15 protein-coding genes are annotated in these 16,229 nt (G+C 71.5%); 6 read left to right on the top strand and 9 right to left on the bottom strand.

Translation table 11 applies throughout. The features are described from left to right. The first annotated feature begins 375 nt into the window (after window positions 1–375). Complete coding sequence (gene trhA, locus BUB75_RS18830) at window positions 376–996, top strand: PAQR family membrane homeostasis protein TrhA (protein ID WP_073259175.1); 621 nt, start codon at window positions 376–378, stop codon at window positions 994–996. Between the two features lie 141 nt (window positions 997–1,137). Here the strand turns inward: trhA and BUB75_RS18835 are convergent, their stop codons facing one another. Continuing rightward, window positions 1,138–1,737 (bottom strand): hypothetical protein, encoded by a 600-nt coding sequence (locus BUB75_RS18835; RefSeq protein ID WP_073259176.1) that lies wholly within the window; start codon window positions 1,735–1,737, stop codon window positions 1,138–1,140. Window positions 1,738–1,859: 122 nt separating this feature from the next. Between BUB75_RS18835 and BUB75_RS18840 the strand changes: the two genes are divergently transcribed. Beyond that, a complete protein-coding gene (locus BUB75_RS18840; protein WP_218617618.1) occupies window positions 1,860–2,576 on the top strand; it encodes a TetR/AcrR family transcriptional regulator in 717 nt (238 codons plus the stop codon). Window positions 2,577–2,826: 250 nt separating this feature from the next. Here the strand turns inward: BUB75_RS18840 and BUB75_RS18845 are convergent, their stop codons facing one another. The 8 genes from BUB75_RS18845 to BUB75_RS18880 form a co-directional block, all read right to left on the bottom strand. Further along, the gene (locus BUB75_RS18845; RefSeq protein ID WP_073258856.1) at window positions 2,827–5,199 is read right to left on the bottom strand and encodes an asparagine synthase-related protein; all 2,373 of its coding nucleotides are present in this window, start codon (window positions 5,197–5,199) and stop codon (window positions 2,827–2,829) included. 75 nt (window positions 5,200–5,274) lie between these two features. After that, window positions 5,275–7,242, bottom strand: coding sequence for a thioredoxin domain-containing protein (locus tag BUB75_RS18850; protein WP_073258857.1), 1,968 nt, complete (start codon window positions 7,240–7,242; stop codon window positions 5,275–5,277). Window positions 7,243–7,315: 73 nt separating this feature from the next. Then, a complete protein-coding gene (locus BUB75_RS18855) occupies window positions 7,316–7,897 on the bottom strand; it encodes a bifunctional 4-hydroxy-2-oxoglutarate aldolase/2-dehydro-3-deoxy-phosphogluconate aldolase (protein ID WP_073258858.1) in 582 nt (193 codons plus the stop codon). Beyond that, on the bottom strand, window positions 7,891–8,757 hold the full coding sequence (locus BUB75_RS18860) for a sugar kinase (RefSeq protein WP_073259177.1): 867 nt from the start codon (window positions 8,755–8,757) through the stop codon (window positions 7,891–7,893). Before BUB75_RS18860 ends, BUB75_RS18855 begins: the two co-directional genes overlap by 7 nt. Continuing rightward, window positions 8,754–9,179 carry a hypothetical protein gene (locus tag BUB75_RS18865; protein WP_143175292.1) on the bottom strand — a complete coding sequence of 142 codons (426 nt, stop codon included), beginning with the start codon at window positions 9,177–9,179 and terminating at the stop codon, window positions 8,754–8,756. Before BUB75_RS18865 ends, BUB75_RS18860 begins: the two co-directional genes overlap by 4 nt. Further along, on the bottom strand, window positions 9,176–10,321 hold the full coding sequence (gene dgoD, locus BUB75_RS18870; protein ID WP_073258860.1) for a galactonate dehydratase: 1,146 nt from the start codon (window positions 10,319–10,321) through the stop codon (window positions 9,176–9,178). Before dgoD ends, BUB75_RS18865 begins: the two co-directional genes overlap by 4 nt. Continuing rightward, on the bottom strand, window positions 10,308–11,018 hold the full coding sequence (locus BUB75_RS18875) for a FadR/GntR family transcriptional regulator (RefSeq protein WP_073258861.1): 711 nt from the start codon (window positions 11,016–11,018) through the stop codon (window positions 10,308–10,310). The genes dgoD and BUB75_RS18875 overlap by 14 nt, the downstream gene beginning before the upstream one ends. 38 nt (window positions 11,019–11,056) lie before the next feature. Beyond that, the gene (locus BUB75_RS18880) at window positions 11,057–11,794 is read right to left on the bottom strand and encodes an SDR family NAD(P)-dependent oxidoreductase (protein ID WP_073258862.1); all 738 of its coding nucleotides are present in this window, start codon (window positions 11,792–11,794) and stop codon (window positions 11,057–11,059) included. A 122-nt stretch (window positions 11,795–11,916) separates the two neighbouring features. Between BUB75_RS18880 and BUB75_RS18885 the strand changes: the two genes are divergently transcribed. Genes BUB75_RS18885 through BUB75_RS18900 form a run of 4 tightly spaced genes read left to right on the top strand, consistent with a single transcriptional unit; the run spans window position 11,917 to window position 16,218 of the window. Then, the gene (locus BUB75_RS18885; RefSeq protein ID WP_073258863.1) at window positions 11,917–13,206 is read left to right on the top strand and encodes an ABC transporter substrate-binding protein; all 1,290 of its coding nucleotides are present in this window, start codon (window positions 11,917–11,919) and stop codon (window positions 13,204–13,206) included. Next, window positions 13,170–14,111, top strand: coding sequence for a carbohydrate ABC transporter permease (locus tag BUB75_RS18890; protein ID WP_073258864.1), 942 nt, complete (start codon window positions 13,170–13,172; stop codon window positions 14,109–14,111). The genes BUB75_RS18885 and BUB75_RS18890 overlap by 37 nt, the downstream gene beginning before the upstream one ends. Beyond that, window positions 14,108–14,989: a carbohydrate ABC transporter permease gene (locus BUB75_RS18895; protein ID WP_073258865.1), complete on the top strand. Its 882-nt coding sequence runs from the start codon at window positions 14,108–14,110 to the stop codon at window positions 14,987–14,989. Before BUB75_RS18890 ends, BUB75_RS18895 begins: the two co-directional genes overlap by 4 nt. Continuing rightward, window positions 14,986–16,218: a cellulase-like family protein gene (locus BUB75_RS18900; protein ID WP_073258866.1), complete on the top strand. Its 1,233-nt coding sequence runs from the start codon at window positions 14,986–14,988 to the stop codon at window positions 16,216–16,218. Before BUB75_RS18895 ends, BUB75_RS18900 begins: the two co-directional genes overlap by 4 nt. Window positions 16,219–16,229 lie beyond the last annotated feature (11 nt).

Here is a 16,229-nt window from a genome sequence, read left to right on the forward strand (position 1 = left end):
CAACGGCGGGTTCGGGCGGGGTGTGCCAGTCAGCGTAGACCCGACAGAACGGGCTATCGGCCGTCCAGATTGTGAGAACTTGCATAGGCATCGATTCAGTACGAACGTTCGCTCACGAGCCCTGTGAGCAGTCCGTTCACTGTTCCGCCGACTAGGTTTCATCAGTCTTGACGCATGCTCAGCGTGCGCTCACGACAACCAAACCTACGGTCGCGTAACCTCGAAAACGTGCGTAGCGATGACGTGACGACCGAAACTCCAACGACCGACAACCTGACGGCCGGCGGCGTGACGATCGCGGACGTGGCGGCGGAGGCCGCTGACGGATCCTCGGTCCTGCTGACTTCCAAGGCCGACCCCCTGGGCCGCCCACGGATGCGCGGCTGGTTGCACGTGTACGCCGTCGGCGTGGCCGCGGTGTGCGGAATCGTGCTGTGCAGCATCGCGGCGAGCCGGCCCGGGTGGAACTACTTCTACGGGTGCCTGGTGTACAGCCTCACCGTGTGTGGCCTGTTCGGGACCAGCGCGCTCTACCACCGGCGTATCTGGGGCCCGCGCGGGTACGCCACGATGAAGCGCCTCGACCATTCGATGATCTTCGTGTTCATCGCGGGGACCTACACGCCCTTCTGTTTGTTTCTGCTCGAACCACCGAAAGCCGACTGGCTCCTGCTCGTGGTCTGGCTCGGCGCCGCGCTCGGCGTGGCGTTGAAGATGGCCTGGCCGGCCGCGCCCAAGTGGCTCGGCACGCCGCTCTACATCGCACTCGGCTGGATCGCCGTTCTCGTCCTGCCCGAGATCGGGCACGCGAGCATAACGGCGCTGGTCCTGCTCGCGGTGGGCGGCGTCATCTACTCGGTCGGCGCGGTCTTCTACGCGACCGGCTGGCCGAACCCCTGGCCGACGACGTTCGGCCACCACGAGTTCTTCCACGCGTGCACGCTCGTGGCGGCCATCTGCCACCACATCGCGATCTACTTCGCGGTGTTCGCTTAGCTTCTGTCTATATCGAACAGAAGGCCGACCCCTACCAGGGGTCGGCCTTCGTCGTTCGGTGCGCCACATGCGCTACCGAGCCGTCAACCTCAGCATTCGGACGCTCTGCCGCGCGCCTCCGTAGGCGGCGTGAGTTATCCCTCAGGCGGTGGCTTCGGGACCGGACACATCCGGGGAGGAGCCATCGGGACCGGCGGAGCGGACCCGATCGACCTCACTCATCGCCGCGCGCAGCTGATCGAGCCACTCGTCCGCGTTGCGCCCGACGAGCCGCACGCACCACGCCAGCGCATCCGAGCGGGAGCGGGCCACCCCGGCGTCGACGAGCGTGTCGAGCACCTGCCGCTCCGGCTGGCGCAACCGCGTCATGACCGGGGCGGAGTGCGTGGTGAACAGCTCGCGCGTACCACCGGCCACCGCGCCCCAGGACACCTTCCGGCCGTACCGGTGCTCACCCTCGCGGGCGACCCGGATCCGGGCGTCGCGGGTCTCCTCCCGGAACCGGGCGATCAGGCCGGCCTCGTGCGCTGCCTTGTCGGCGTCCGACGCGTCGGGGGCGTGCTCGATCGGTACCGCGCCGACGACCAGAATCTCGTCGCGGTCGACCTCGACCTCCGGCGCTCCGACGAACCATCCGCCGGGCAACCGTCCGGCGAACCACGCCGGGGCGTCCTCGGCCGGAGGAAGGTCAGCCTGCTGCCAGCCGCCGGATCGCCCGAACCCTCTTCCCTGTCCGCGCATCGCTTCCACCTCTTTCTAACGTTGCACTGATTACAGCATTACACACCCGCGCGACCAGTAGAAGACCAACCCCTCGCCGACGAGCGTCGGCGCTCAGTCCTGCACAACGCCGCGAAACGATCGTGCGGGCCGCTCTACCGCTGGTCGCCGAACGCGGAGCGGCGGTCACCACCGCCGAGGTGGCCCGGGCAGCCGGGATCGCCGAAGGCACGATCTTCCGAGTCTTCCCGGACAAGAACGCGCTACTCGACGCCTGCGTGGTCGAGACACTCCGGCCCGATCAGGTTCTCGCCGAGCTCGCTTCGATCGAGCTCGGCCAGCCGCTGGAGGCCCGGCTCACCGAGGCCGCCGACGCCCTGACCGCCCATTTGACGCGGATCGGCACGGTGCTCGGAGTCCTGCACGCCACCGGCCGCCCGCTCGCGCGCCGCCAACCCCCACCCGCCGATACCCCACCCGCCGCCGAGCCCTCTGCGGAAACCCCACCCGCCGCACAGACCGAACCCGCCGCACAGACCGAACCCGCCGACCGAACCGACCCGGCCGCACAGACCCCGCCGACCGCGTACTTCGCGCGGGCCGGTGACGCCCGGCGCACCAGAGAGGACCTGTCCGACGCCGCCGCCGGCGCGCGCACCCGCGACGACAGCCAGCAGGCCACCGCGGAGGCACTGGCCGAGCTGTTCGAGCCCGAACGCGACCGGCTCCGGATCCCGCCGGACCAGGCCGCGGGCATCTTCCTCAGCCTGCTGTTCGCGCGCGGCCGCCAGCCCCGTCCCGCCGCCGACCTCGAGACCACGGTCGACGTCTTCCTCCACGGCGCGCTCGGCGCCGCGTGAGCCGCACACGGATACGGATGCGGATACCCGCCGTCGCCGCTACCGTCGCCGCAGCGGCACCCGGCTCGCGCAGCCCGCCCGCCCCCGGGGTGGCGCCGCTCCCCACCGGATGGACGTGGCCCTTTCCGCGTCGCGCGGAGTGTCGTTGCGGCGGTTTCCGTGTCCTGGCACGGAAACCGCCACAACGATGAAGCGAGGCAGGCGGAGAACGCCGCATCCATCCCGGCCCAGCGGCGCGGTGGCCTCGGGACTAGCCGACGCGAACCGCGACGGCGAGCGGCGTCTGCTCGCTGCCCTGGCCGAGCGGGTTGTCTCCGAACAGGTTCTCGAAGAACTCCTCGGGGCGGTCGGCGTCGCTCCCGAGCACGTTGCGGCCGATGTCGTTGGCGTCGATCACGACCACACCGGCCAGCGTCTGCGCCAGCTGCGGCAGCCCGGCGTCGGTGAGCGTCGCGGCGATCGTCGTCTTCAGCTTGGTCGCGACCCGGTCAGGGTGGGCGGGCGCGAGCTTCGCCGAGACGTTCGCCGGGTAGACCGAGTACTCGGTCGGCCCGTCGATCGCCCGTACCGAGTGCCCGGCCACCTGGTAGAACAGCCCGCGCTTGCCGACCGCCTTACCGGCGGCGCTGATGCCGGCCGCGAACAGGATCCGCGGCAGCCCGGCCTCGCGGATCGCCAGCTCCATCGTCCACGGGCTGCCGAGCCCGATGCCGTACGGCGTCTTGACGACGAACTTGGCTAGCGTCCGCGCCCACCAGGACGGCTCGATGTCCCAGATGAAGTACGAGCGGCCCTGCGAGATCGCGATGATCTTCTCGCTGACCAGCAGGTACCAGGGGCCGTTGAACGAGGCCAGGTACGAGCCGTCGGCGCGCACGTGGTCGACGAACTCGCTGACGTAGGAGGTGATGCGGCGGGTGTAGTCATCGCCGGACGTGAACAGCTCGGTGCGGATCGGGAACCGGATCCAGCGCTCGCCGCTCACGGTGATCTCGAGCTGCTTGTTGGCGTTCGGCTCGAGCGGACCCTTGATCCGGGTCGGCTCCTTCTCCTCCGGCTTCGGGTCGAGGAACTCCTGCGCCCAGATCTCCACGCACCAGATCCGCCAGAACAGGTCGGCGTCGTGGTTGCGTCCCTTGATGAAATCCTCGAACGCCACCAGCACGTTCTGCTGGTGGAACCACGGCCGGTTGACGAACGACTCGGCGAGGAACGTGCCGTAGATCCGGTTCTTCAGCCGCAGCAACCAGTCGCGGACCGGCGCCGACGTCCGGACGTCGCCGGGAGCACCCGCGGGCAGCGCGGCCCGGAGCGACGCCCCACCCTGCCCCGCGTCGGCGACCGGGTTGGCGAACGGCGTGTCGATGCGGATCCCGAGCCGTGCCGCCGAGCGGTCGGCGGTGCGCCGCGCCTCGGCCAGCCGGGCGGCAGCCTTGGCCGCGGGCGGCGCGACCGGGCTGCCGTCCGCCCCGGTCGTGGTGCGGGCGTGGGCCAGCGTCGGCGCCAGCAGCGTCGTCGGCGCCACCTCACGGCGCGGCTTCTTGCCGGTCGCCTCGACCGTCAGGCCGTACGCGGCGATGGCACCGGTCGGGTCGAGCAGCGAGTCGGCGCCACCCTCGCGGGCCGTCTTCGCGACCGCGTACTGCACGTACTCGCCGAGGTCGGCGACCGGTTCGCCCTGGACGCGCAGGAACGCCGGGAGGTCGGCGGCCAGCGTGTCGGCGTTCACCCGGACGGAGTGGACGGTCGTGCCGAGAGCAGCGCTGACGGCACCGGAGTAGAGGTCCTCGGTGGTGTCCATCGGCGCGAAGCTCGCCGAGAACACCGCCGAGGCGGGAACGTCCGGGGTGTTCTTCGCGGTGGCGGCCAGCGCGGCACCGGGAAGTCCGAGCCCGAGCCGGACTGCGGGACGCTGCCCGGTCGCGAGCGCACGCCGGGCCGCGGCCAGGCCGTCGACCGGCGGGACGACCGCGTCGATCGACCGCGTCACCGCGCCGGTGGAGTCGACGATCAGCGCCTGCCCGGCCGGCAGCCGACGGATGCCCGCGAAGAACGTCGCCTCGCCGTCCTCACCGCCGCCGGTCAGGATGAACTCCACGACCCGCTCGGTGTCCGGTGCGGACGAGACCAGACCGGCCTCGACGAGCGCCGCCGGCTCGGACGCGAACGCCAGCCCGTCGACGCCGGCCGCTGCGGGGGCGTAGTAGAGCGGTGCCCCGGCTGCGACCAGGACGAGCGCCTCGCGCGCGGGGTCGAGCAGTGCGGCGGTCCACGGCGTCGGTAGCGTCGCCAGCAGCTCGACTCCCCCGGAGGCGTACCGGTCGGCAACCGCGGCCGGGTCGACGCCCGCCGACACCACGACGGTGCCGTCCCGGTCGGTGTGGCTGGCGGGCGCGGTGGCGCTGCCCCGGACGACGAGGCCGATACGGCCGCGCTCGGCCCGGTGTTCGGCCGCGCCCCGGTGGGCGAGTGCCCTGCCCAGCGCGACGAGTGCGGCGTCCCGCCCGGCACCGGACGGACTCGCCGCGCCGTAGTAACCCGCGATGCCGCCGGGGCTGTACGCCCCCTCGGTAGCAGTCGTCTGCGGGGTAGCCGCGTCGCCGTCGGTCTCCGTCACGCCCATGAAAGCCCAGTCTCCCGTCTCGGGGGTCTCGCCGATCCTAGCGAGCCGTGACGAACGCTCCCGCGCCCGCCTTTGTCAGCGGACCTGGCCAGCGAGGACCGCCGGATCCGTGGTGGGACGGTCACAGACGAAGCCGTGGCAGACGTAGGCCGCCGGCTCGCCACCGACGAGCGGACGGTCGGCGAGCAGCGGCACTCCCTCCGCGTCCGGCTCACCGGCGACGACCACGGCGCCCGGCGACGTCGCGCGCCAGGCGGTGCGCCGCAAGGCGTCCGCATCGGGACCGGAACCGACGATCGCGACCTGCAGCGGGCCGGCGACCGCGGCCTCTCCGACCGCGCAGGCCCAGCCCGCGAAGCGGGCGAACTTCTCGGCGACCGGCGCCATCTTCGCCAGCACCCCCTCGGCTGCTTCCCGGTGACGGATCGATCCGGTCAGCGCCGCGTAGGTGAGCAGCGCACCGGCCACCGCCGAGGAGCCGGACGGGGTCGCGTTGTCGGTCGGGTCCTGCGGGCGGCGGATCAGCGCCTCGGCGTCGTCGGCCGTGTCGTAGAAGCCGCCGGACCCGTCGGCGAACCGGGTGAGCGCGGTCTCCAGCAGCTCACCGGCCGCCGCCAGCCAGCGCGCTTCGCCGGTGACCTGGTGCAGCGCGAGCAGCCCTTCGGCCACGTCGCCGTGGTCCTCCAGGACACCGGCGTGCTCCCCGACCCGCCCGTCGCGCGAGGTGCGGCGCAGCCTGCCGTCGACCAGATGGAGGCGCAGCAGCAGCTCGGCGGCCTGCACGGCGGCGTCCACCGCGCTCTTGTCATGGGTGAGTTCGCCGTACTCGGCGAGCGCCGCGATCGCCAACCCGTTCCAGGCCGCGACGACCTTGTCGTCGCGCGCGGGCTGCGGCCGCGTGGCCCGCGCCGCGAGCAGTCGCTCGCGCAGCGCGGCCCAGCGTGCGGGGTCGTCGGGGTCAGCTCGCAGCTGCAGGACGCTGGTCCCGTGCTCGAACGTGCCGTCGGACGTGACGCCGAGCAGCTCCGTGGCCCAGCGGCCGTCCTCCTCGCCGAGGGTTTCGACGAGTTGCGCGGGCGTCCACGCGTAGGTCAGGCCCTCCACGCCGTCGGTGTCGGCGTCGAGCGCGGACGCGAAGCCACCCTCGGCCGTCCGCAGGTCGCGCCGGAGGAACTCGACGGTCTCGTCGGCGACGCGGCGGGCGAGCGGATCCCCGGTCGCGCGCCAGAGATGCAGGTAGACGCGGAGCAGCAGCGCGTTGTCGTAGAGCATCTTCTCGAAGTGCGGCACGGTCCAGGTCGCGTCGACCGCGTACCGCGCGAACCCGCCGCCGAGCTGGTCGTACATCCCGCCGCGGGCCATCGCGTCGCAGGTCTCGCGCACCATCCGCAGCGAGTCGTCGCTGCCGGTCCGGGCGGCGTGGCGGAGCAGGAACTCCAGCCCCATCGACGGCGGGAACTTGGGCGCGCCACCGAAGCCCTTGTGGACGGCGTCAAAATCGCGCTGGAACGTGGTCGCCGCGGTGTCGAGCTTCTTCGCGTCGAGCGGGTGGCCGGGGCCGAGGCTGCCGCCGGACAGCGCCTCGACGACGTTGCGGCCCTGCGCGATCGCCTCCTCGCGCTGGGTGGCCCAGGCCTCGGCGACAGCGACGAGGAGCCGCTGGAAGTGCGGCTTCGGGAAGTACGTGCCGCAGAAGAACGGTTCGCCGTCCGGGGTCGCGAACACGGTCATCGGCCAGCCGCCCTGGCCGGTCATGGCCTGGGTGGCCTCCATGTAGACCGCGTCGACGTCCGGTCGCTCCTCGCGGTCGACCTTGATCGGCACCGTGTACTGGTTGACCAGCGCGGCGGTCTCCTCGTCCTCGAACGATTCGTGCGCCATGACGTGGCACCAGTGGCAGGCCGCGTACCCGACCGAGATCAGCACCGGGACGTCGCGGCGCTTGGCCTCGGCAAACGCTTCGGCCGACCAGGGCCACCAGTCGACCGGGTTGGTCGCGTGCTGGACGAGGTAGGGCGAGGTCGCGTCACCGAGCCGGTTCATGCTCGTAGCCTGCCACGGTTCACCGCCGACAACAGATGGTGGTGTGCGTGGCGGCCGATACCACCATCTGTTGTCAGAGCCAATTGGCGAGCGCGGCCGGGTCCCCGAGGGCGGAGCCCAGGGCGACCACGGACGCGCCAGCGGCGAGGAAGGTGGGCACGTCGGTCGCGGACAGGCCGCCGGTGGCCACGAAGCGGACGTCGGGGAACGGGCCGCGCAGGGCGGAGATCCAACCGGGGCCGAGCGCACCGGCCGGGAACGCCTTCAGCCAGCGGCATCCGGCCGCGGTCGCGGTGGCGACCTCGGTGGCGGTCGCCACGCCGGGCAGATGCGGCAGCCCGGCGTGCAGGGCGGCGGCGAGCACGGTGAGGTCGAGGCCCGGCGCGACCGTGTACCGCGCTCCGGCGTCCGCGGCGGCACGGACCTGGTCGGGTGTGAGTACGGTCCCCGCGCCGATGGTGCGGTTGCGTGCGGTGGCGGCCACCGCGGTCGCGCGCAGGGCGTCGAGGCCATGAGGGCTGGCCAGCGGCACCTCCAGCACCGTGACGCCGGCATCCCACAACCGCTCGGCGAGGGCGACGGTCTCGTCCGGCGGCAGGCCACGGAGGATCGCCATGATCCGGGCCTCTCCGAAGATCTCGTCGAACGTCAGCATGAATCCTCCAGCCGTGCCACGTCGCCGGTCACCCGCAGCGCCGCACCGGCGATCCGGTGCCCGAGGCGCAGGCGGTCCGCCTCCGCGGCGTCTCCCAGCAGTCCGAACAGATACCCCGCGGCGAACGCGTCACCGGCGCCGACCGGCTCGACGACGTCGACCGTGGGCGCGGGGACGAACACGTCGTCGGACCAGGCGCCGACGGCCCCGTCCTTGACGACGACCCGGGTCGGCTCCGGCAGCAGCGCCCGCACGTCGGCTGCCGTCTGCACGCCCCAGAGCGTCTGCGCCTCGTCCAGCCCGACGAAGACGACGTCGGCGCGCCGGGCCAGTCCGGCCAGGATCGGGGCGGCCTCGGCCACCGGCCAGAGTCGCGCGCGGTAGTTGACGTCGAAACTCGTCACGACGTCGAGGCCGAGCGCGGCGTCGACCAGCGCCGCGCACGAACCCGACAGGGCAGGGGTGATCCCGCTCGTGTGCAGGATCCGGGTGGCGGGCAGGTGGTCCAGCACCGCGGGTCCGAGCCGCGAGGCGGCGGATCCGGCGCGGTAGTAGTAGACGGTGGTCTCGGCGCCGGGGTCCTTGAAGTAGACGCCGGTCGGGGCGTCCGGATCGATCACCACACCCGAGACGTCGACGCCGTAGGACGCGATCCGGGTGCGCAGCAGCGCGCCGAGCGGGTCGGCACCGACCGCGCTGGCCCAGGCGGCCCGGGCGCCGAGCTGCGCGAGATACGAGGCCACGGTCGACTCGGCGCCCGCGGCGTCCAGCCGCATCGGCCCGCCGTCGGCCAGCGGACGCGGTGGGTCGGGCGTCACCAGCGCCATCGACTCCCCCACGCAGACGACGTCGACGCTCATGCCGTCACCGTCAGGCGCCACTCGCAGGATCCGGAGAATCCGACCACCGCGGCCTCGCCGCGCCCGGCGGTGGCGAGGTCGAACGCCGCGCCGAGCATCGGTTCCACGCCGATCGAGCGGTACGGAGCCTCGGCGGGCCAGCCGCGGAGGTTGCGCCAGAGCGCGACCGAGACCGGCTGCCCGTCGGCGTCCAGCCGGAAGCGCAGCGAGGATCCGTCGACGACCCGCACCGACGGGCAGTCGGTGAGGATCGCGCCGATCGCGGTCCCGTCGTCGGGCTCGAGCCGGTCCAGACCGGCGGGCCACGCCACGGTTTCGACGTCGGGTGCGCGGTCGTAGACGCGCGTCACCGTGCCGTCCGGAGCGACGAGCCTGGCCCCGGCCGAGACGTCGCCGTGCGGCAGGTCGGTTCGCACGGTCACCACTCCGCGAACGACCCGTCGTGATGGCGCCAGACCGGGTTGCGCCAGGCGTGCCCGGACCGGTCGGCGCGGCGGACCGCGTCCTCGTCGACGGTGATGCCCAGCCCCGGCTGTTCGAGGCGGGCGATGTGCCCGTCGACGATCCGCAGCGGCTCCGGGTCGGCCACGTAGTCGAGCAGCTCCGCGCCCACGTTGTAGTGGATGCCCATGCTCTGTTCCTGGATCAGGAAGTTCGGCGTGGCCAGCGCGGTCTGCAGGCTCGCGGCCAGCGAGATCGGGCCGAGCGGGCAGTGCGGAGCGAACAGCGCGCCGTGGGTCTCCGCGAGCGACGCGATGCGCCGCACCTCGGAGATGCCGCCCGCGTGCGACAGATCGGGCTGGACGACGCTGATCCCGGCGCGCAGCGCGGGCAGGAAGTCGCTGCGGTGGTAGAGACGTTCCCCGGTCGCCACCGGGACCGAGCAGTGCGCCACCAGCTCCGGGAGCCGGTCGCCGTGCTCGGGAAGCAGCGGTTCCTCGATCAGCAGCGGCTGCAGCGGCGCGAGCGCGGGCAGCAGCATGCGGGCGGCCGGGAACGTCGCCCGTCCGTGCAGGTCGACCGCCACGTCCCGGTCGTCGCCGAGCGCCGCCCGCGCCGCGCCGACGCGCTTCACCACGGCGTTGACCTCGGCAAGCGTCGGCACCGGCGAGAGCACACCGCTCGCGTTCAGCTTGACCGCGGTCATCCCGGCCTCGACGTGCGCGGTCACCGCGTCGGTCACCTCGCCCGGCTCGTCACCGCCCACCCAGGCGTAGACCCGGACCCGGTCGCGGACCGCGCCGCCGAGCAGGGCGTGGACCGGGGCTCCGTAGAACTTCCCGGCGATGTCCCAGAGCGCCTGATCGACGCCGGCCACGGCGCTGGAGAGCACCGGGCCGCCGCGGTAGAAGCCGCCCTTGGTCAGGACCTGCCAGTGCTGTTCGATGCGTAACGGGTCCTCGCCGATCAGGTACTCGGCCAGCACCTCCACCGCGGAGCGGACCACCTCCGCCCGGCCCTCGACGACCGGCTCGCCCCAGCCGACGATGCCTTCGTCGGTGCCGATCCGGCAGAACAGCCAGCGCGGAGCCACCAGGAAGGTCTCGACGCTAACGATCTTCATCGGCAGCCCTTTCCAACTTGGCCACGTCCTCGATCGCCTGCTCCAGGAGTCGGCCCATGGCCTGGGCGGCGCCGAGGCGGTCGTGCTGACGGATCGCCTCCACGACGGCCTGGTGGCTGGGGAGCGGGTCGCCGGGCCCGTGACCGTGGACCATCCGGTCCCGTTCGGCCAGCCCGGTCTCGATCAGCACCTCCATGCGCTGGAGGAGTTCGTTGTGGGTCGCGGCGAGCAGTGCCCGGTGGAACGCGAGGTCGGCGTCGACCGCCGCGCTCGCGTCGTCACCGGCGGCCGCCATCGCCTCCAGCGCCGCGTCGAGCGCGGCGATGTCCTCGTCGGTGGCGCGCTCGGCGGCCAGGCTGGCCGCGCCCGGTTCGACGATGCTCCGCAGCTCGCTCAGGTCGGCGAACAGGCCCGGCCGCGCCTGGCGGGAGAACTGCCACCGCAGGACGTCCGGGTCGAGCAGGCTCCAGTCGCCGCGCGGGCGGACGAACGTGCCGCGCTTGGGACGCGCGTCGACCAGTCCCTTCGCGGCCAGGACCCGCATCGCCTCGCGCAGCGCGGTCAGGCTCACGTCGAGCTCCGACTGCAGCGCGGTGATGTCGAGGGTCGCGCCTTCGGGAATTTGGCCGGTCAGGATGCGCTGCGCCAGCACCTCGACCGTCTGACCGTGCACGCCACGCGCCACGTACTGGTGCATCCTGTCGTGTCTTCCCATCGGTGGTGAGTTCCGGCCGGTCACGACGACTGCCGTGTCGCGGTCCAACCGCCGTCGACGACGAGCGTCGTCCCGGTGATGTAGCCGGCGTCGTCCGAGGCCAGGAACGCGACCGCGGCGGCCACCTCGGTGGGGTTACCCAGGCGGCCGGCGATCGTGGCAGCGGCGCTCCGTTCGCGATCGGGTTCGGAGATCTCCGCCCACGCGTCGGTGAGGATCGGTCCCGGGAGCACGACGTTGACCCGCAGCGACGGACCGTACTCGACCGCGAGCTGACGGCCCAGCGAGACCAGCGCTCCCTTGGCGGCCGCGTAGGCCGGACGGCCCGGCAGACCGACCAGCGCGTGGACGGACGAGAGCAGTACGGCGGACCCCAGATCGGACAGCAGCGTGCGGATCCCGAGGAACGTGCCGGTCAGCGACACCGCGAGCTGTCGATCCCAGGATTCCCGGCTCGTCTCGTGCGCCGGGGCGACGTCCACCGTGTAGGCGTTGCTGACGAGTACCCCGACGGGCCCGAACCGTTCGCGCGCGACCCGCGCCACCGCACTCCAGGCCTCCTCATCGGACACGTCGGCGAGCACCGCGTGAGCGCGGCCGCCGTCGGCGCGGATCTTCTCCGCCACCTCCTCGGCCGGCCGGACATCGGTCAGCACCACCGAGGCGCCCTCCGCCGCCAACCGCACCGCACACGCAGCGCCGATGCCTCCGGCGGCCCCCGTGACGACGGCGGTCCGACCTGCGAATCGTTCGCTCATCCAGGCGCCTCCGCAGCAACTAACCATTAATTAGGAAGATATATTGACAGCCTCACGACGGCCATGCAACCGTTCCGCAATCGCGATGTCACAGCTGACTCTCGTACCCCCGGAGGGTTCACATGGCGGTTCACCCGGCCCAGAGCGCATTCAGCAGACGAGGTTTCCTGGCCGGTCTCGGCGGACTCGGCGCGGCGACCTTCCTCGGTGGCTGCGCCACCGGTAGCGACTCCAGCAGCAGCGGCGGCTCCACCACGCTGACGCTGCAGTCGTCCCAGTCCGACGCGGACCCGAAGGCTGCGCTGACCCAGGTCGTCGAGGGCTACTCGAAGACGAAGGTCACGCTGAACACGATCGCCATCGAGACGTTCCGGGCGCAGTTACCGACCTACCTCAACTCCGGCAACCCGCCGGACGTCCTGACCTGGTACGCGGGCTCGGTCGCCCGCGACTACGCGAGCAAGGGCTTCCTGCTCGACGTCTCCGAGCTGTGGACCGGCAACGGCGCCTGCGCCACGTTCTCCCCCGCGCTCAAGGAGCTGTCGACCGCCGACGGCAAGCAGATCTTCGTCCCGACCAACTACTACTGGTGGGGCGTCTTCTACCGGAAGTCCGCGTTCGCCGAGTGGGGCGTGCAGCCGCCGACGACGTGGGACCAGTTCATCGGCGTCTGCAAGACGATCAAGAGCAAGGGCGTCTACCCGCTGACGATGGGCACCGGCTCGACCGCCTGGATGGCGTCCGGCTGGTTCGACTACCTCAACCTGCGGATCAACGGCGCGAAATTCCACCGGGAGCTGCTGGCCGGCGAGCACGCGTTCGACGGGCCCGAGGTCAAGCAGGTCATGGACCACTACCGGCAACTGATCGAGTACATCGACCCGAAGGGCCGCTCGTACTCCTATCAGGACGCGATCACGCCGCTGGTCGCCAAGAAGGCCGGCATGTACCTCATCGGCGCGTTCATCACCAGCACGGTCCCGCAGGACAGCGTCGACGACATCGACTTCTTCCGGGTGCCCGCGATCAACCCGAGCGTGCCGGTCGCCGAGGAAGCGCCGACCGACGGTTACTTCGCCGCCGCGAAGACCCGCAACCGTCAGGGCACGCTCGACCTGCTCTCGTACCTGGCCTCGCCGGAGGCGCAGCAGAGCTTCATCGAGCGGGCCAAGTCGTCCAACCTCCCCACATCGACCGAGGTGGACACCAGCAAGTTCTCGCCGCTGGTGCAGAAGGGCATCAAGCACCTCAACGACACGGCGGAGATCACCCAGTTCTTCAACCGCGACTCCAGCGACGAGTTGCAGACCACCGCGGACACCGCGCTGACCAAATTCCTCGACTCCCCCGGCGACGTCAACTCGATCCTGCGCGAATGGCAGGCGTCCGCGAAGAAGGTCCTGGGGTCGTGACTGCCGCCACCGTGCAGACGCCGGCGCGCCGGCACCGGCGCCGCGTGCCCCCGATCGTCTGGGTGTTCCTCGCGGTGCCGGCGCTGGTCGAGATCGGCATGGTGTTCTGGCCGGCGCTCAACAGCTTCTACCTGTCGTTCACGACCTGGAACGGGCTCGGTGCCGCCCAGCCGGTCGGGCTGGACAACTACCAGCAGCTCTTCCGCGACGACGTGTTCCTCGGCGCGCTGAAGAACAACGTGATCTGGGCGATCGGCTTCGGCGGACTGTCGGTGCTGGGCGGGTTGCTGCTGGCGCTCGCGCTCAACCGGCCCCGTCGCGGGGTTGGGCTCTACCGCAGCGCGATCTACCTGCCGATGGTGTTCTCGCTCGCGGTGACCGGCCTGTTCTGGCGCGTGCAGTACCAGCCGGACGGCTCGATCAACACGCTGCTCGGCGCGATCGGGCTCTCGTCGTGGGAGAAGCAGTGGCTGGCCGACCCGGACACCGCGCTGTACGCGGTGCTGGTCGCGGCGGTCTGGCGTCAGGTGGGGTACGTGATGGTGCTCTACCTGGCCGGGTTGAAAGGCACAGACCCTACTTTGGACGACGCCTCGGCAGTCGACGGCGCGACCGCGTGGCAGCGGTTCCGGTACGTCACCTGGCCGCAGTTGCGGGGCGTCAACACGGTGGTCTTCGCAGTGACGGTCATCGACTCGCTGCGGACGTTCGACATCGTCTGGGCGATGACCGCCGGTGGGCCGTACCACTCGTCCGAGCTGCTCAGCACGTACATGTTCCAGCAGGGCTTCAAGTTCCTGAACCTGGGCTACGCGTCCGCGGCGGCCGTGGTGATCTTCGCGCTCGCGCTGGTCTTCATCGTCACCTACCTGGTTCGGGCCACCAAAGAGGAGGCCACCGCATGACCGCCACGCTCGTGGCCGCGCCGGTTTCGCCGGCCGTCCCGGAAACCGTCCGGAGCCCCCGGCGACGCCGCGGCTGGGTGTTTCACGCGGTGATGATCCCGGTGACGATGGTGTGGATCGCGCCGATGGTGTTCGTGCTGCTGCTCGCGGTGCGTTCGTTCGACGACGTGGTCGCGCACGGCACGTCGGCGCTGCCCCACAGCTTCACGTTCGACGGGTTCACGACCGCGCTGGGCACCGGCGGCATGGCCAGGGCGCTCTGGACCAGCATCCTGATCACCGCCCCGGCCGTCGTGATCACGCTGTGGCTCGCGTCGATGGCGGCGTACGCGCTGAGCCGCTTCGCGATCCCCGGACGGCGGCCGATCCTGCTGCTCATGCTGGCCGGCAACCTGCTGCCGCCGCAGATCCTGCTGATCCCGGTGTCGCGGATCACCGAGTCGCTCGGGCTCTACGACACGCTGATCGGCCTCATCGCGATCCACGTCGGGTTCGGCCTGGGGTTCTACACGTTCGTGTTGTACGGGTTCATGCGGTCGCTGCCGGGTGAACTCACCGAGGCGGCGCGCATCGACGGGGCCGGTCCGGTGCAGATCTACGCGCGGATCGTGATGCCGCTCTGCCGCCCGTCGCTGGCGGCTCTCGCCGCGCTGGCCACCACCTGGATCTTCAACGACCTGATCTGGGCGATCACCGTGCTCCGTACCGAGGCGAAGCTGCCGGTCACCGCCGCGCTGCTGAACCTGCAGGGTGGCTACGTGAGCCAGTGGAACGTCGTCGCTGCGGCCTCGGTCCTCGCCGCGGTGCCCACCGCGATCGTGTTCTTCGCGTTCCAACGGCACTTCGTGTCCGGTCTTCTCGTGGGAGCTAACAAGTGAGCAAGTTGGCCGTCACCCTGTGGGATTTCACCTGGTACACCCGGACGGCTCCCGGGGAGCCGTTCCACGATCTGGACGACGCCTTCGCGCAGGCCGTGGAGCGCGGTTACAACACCGTGCGGATCTGCGCGATGCCGTTCCTGCTGTTCCGGTCCGGGCTGGACACGTCCGCGCTGACGTTCGGCGGGCTCGGCGGCGAGTACGGCCAGCGCACCCGCTGGTACGACGTGCAGGCGCCGGCCACGCTGGACGGCCGGGCCCACCTGCTCTCGTTCTTCCGGGCCGCCGCCCGGCACGACTGCCGGGTGATCGTGTCGAGCTGGGAGTACCAGCAGAGCCCGGCGTTCCTCGCCGACGACTCGTGGCACCGGGCGCTGCGGGCGGTGCCGGTCGCGGACCGGCCACTCGTGCTCGCGGACGCCCACGCCGACCTGATCGACCTGCTGAAGGCCGAGGGCCTGGCCGACACCGTCGCGTTCGTCGAGCTGCACAACGAGGTCCAGTACAGCGGCCTGACCCAGCCCGGCCGGTTCGGCCAGGTGCTCGGGCTGCAGGACCCGCTGGAGGCCGGGATCGACCGGTTCAAGGATCGGCACCCGTCCGTGTCGTGCACGGTCAACTACGCCCGGGTGCCGGTCGGTGAGCTGCGCGCGGTCCCGCGCAACGCCGACGTCGCGGTGTTCCACCCGTACGTCTACGGCGTGCTGGACGAGCTGGTGGAGACGTTCGCGCTGCGCGACACGTCGCGTCCGTACCCGCAGGAACGCGCGTACGCCGAGTTGCTCCGCGACGGTGCGCCGCCGCTCGAGGAGTGGCTGCCTCCGGCCGACCGGCGCTGGATCCTCGACGCGACCGTAGTGGGGCGGCGCGAGGTCTACACCCACGACTGGTGCGACCCGGACAAGTGGGACCGCTGGCTCTACGAGCGCTACGCGACCTATCGGGTGGCGATGCGGCAGGTCCTCGACACCTGGTTGCTCGCCGCAGCCGACTTCGCCGCTGCGCGGAACGTCCCGCTGGTCTTCGGCGAGGGCTGGGTGGGCTACACACCGCTCCACGGCACGTTCGAAGAGGGCCCGGTCGGTGCGGAGATCTGCGCGTACGCGGTCCGCCGCAGCCGGGAGGTCGGCGCGTGGGGCACCGTGGTTTGCTCGAACGCCGCGCCGCACCATCCGATGTGGGCGGACGTCGCCCTGCAGCAGCGGCTGAACGCGGATTTCGTCCGGTGAGGTGGACGCCG

This window comes from Cryptosporangium aurantiacum (assembly GCF_900143005.1).
Taxonomy (GTDB): domain Bacteria; phylum Actinomycetota; class Actinomycetes; order Mycobacteriales; family Cryptosporangiaceae; genus Cryptosporangium; species Cryptosporangium aurantiacum.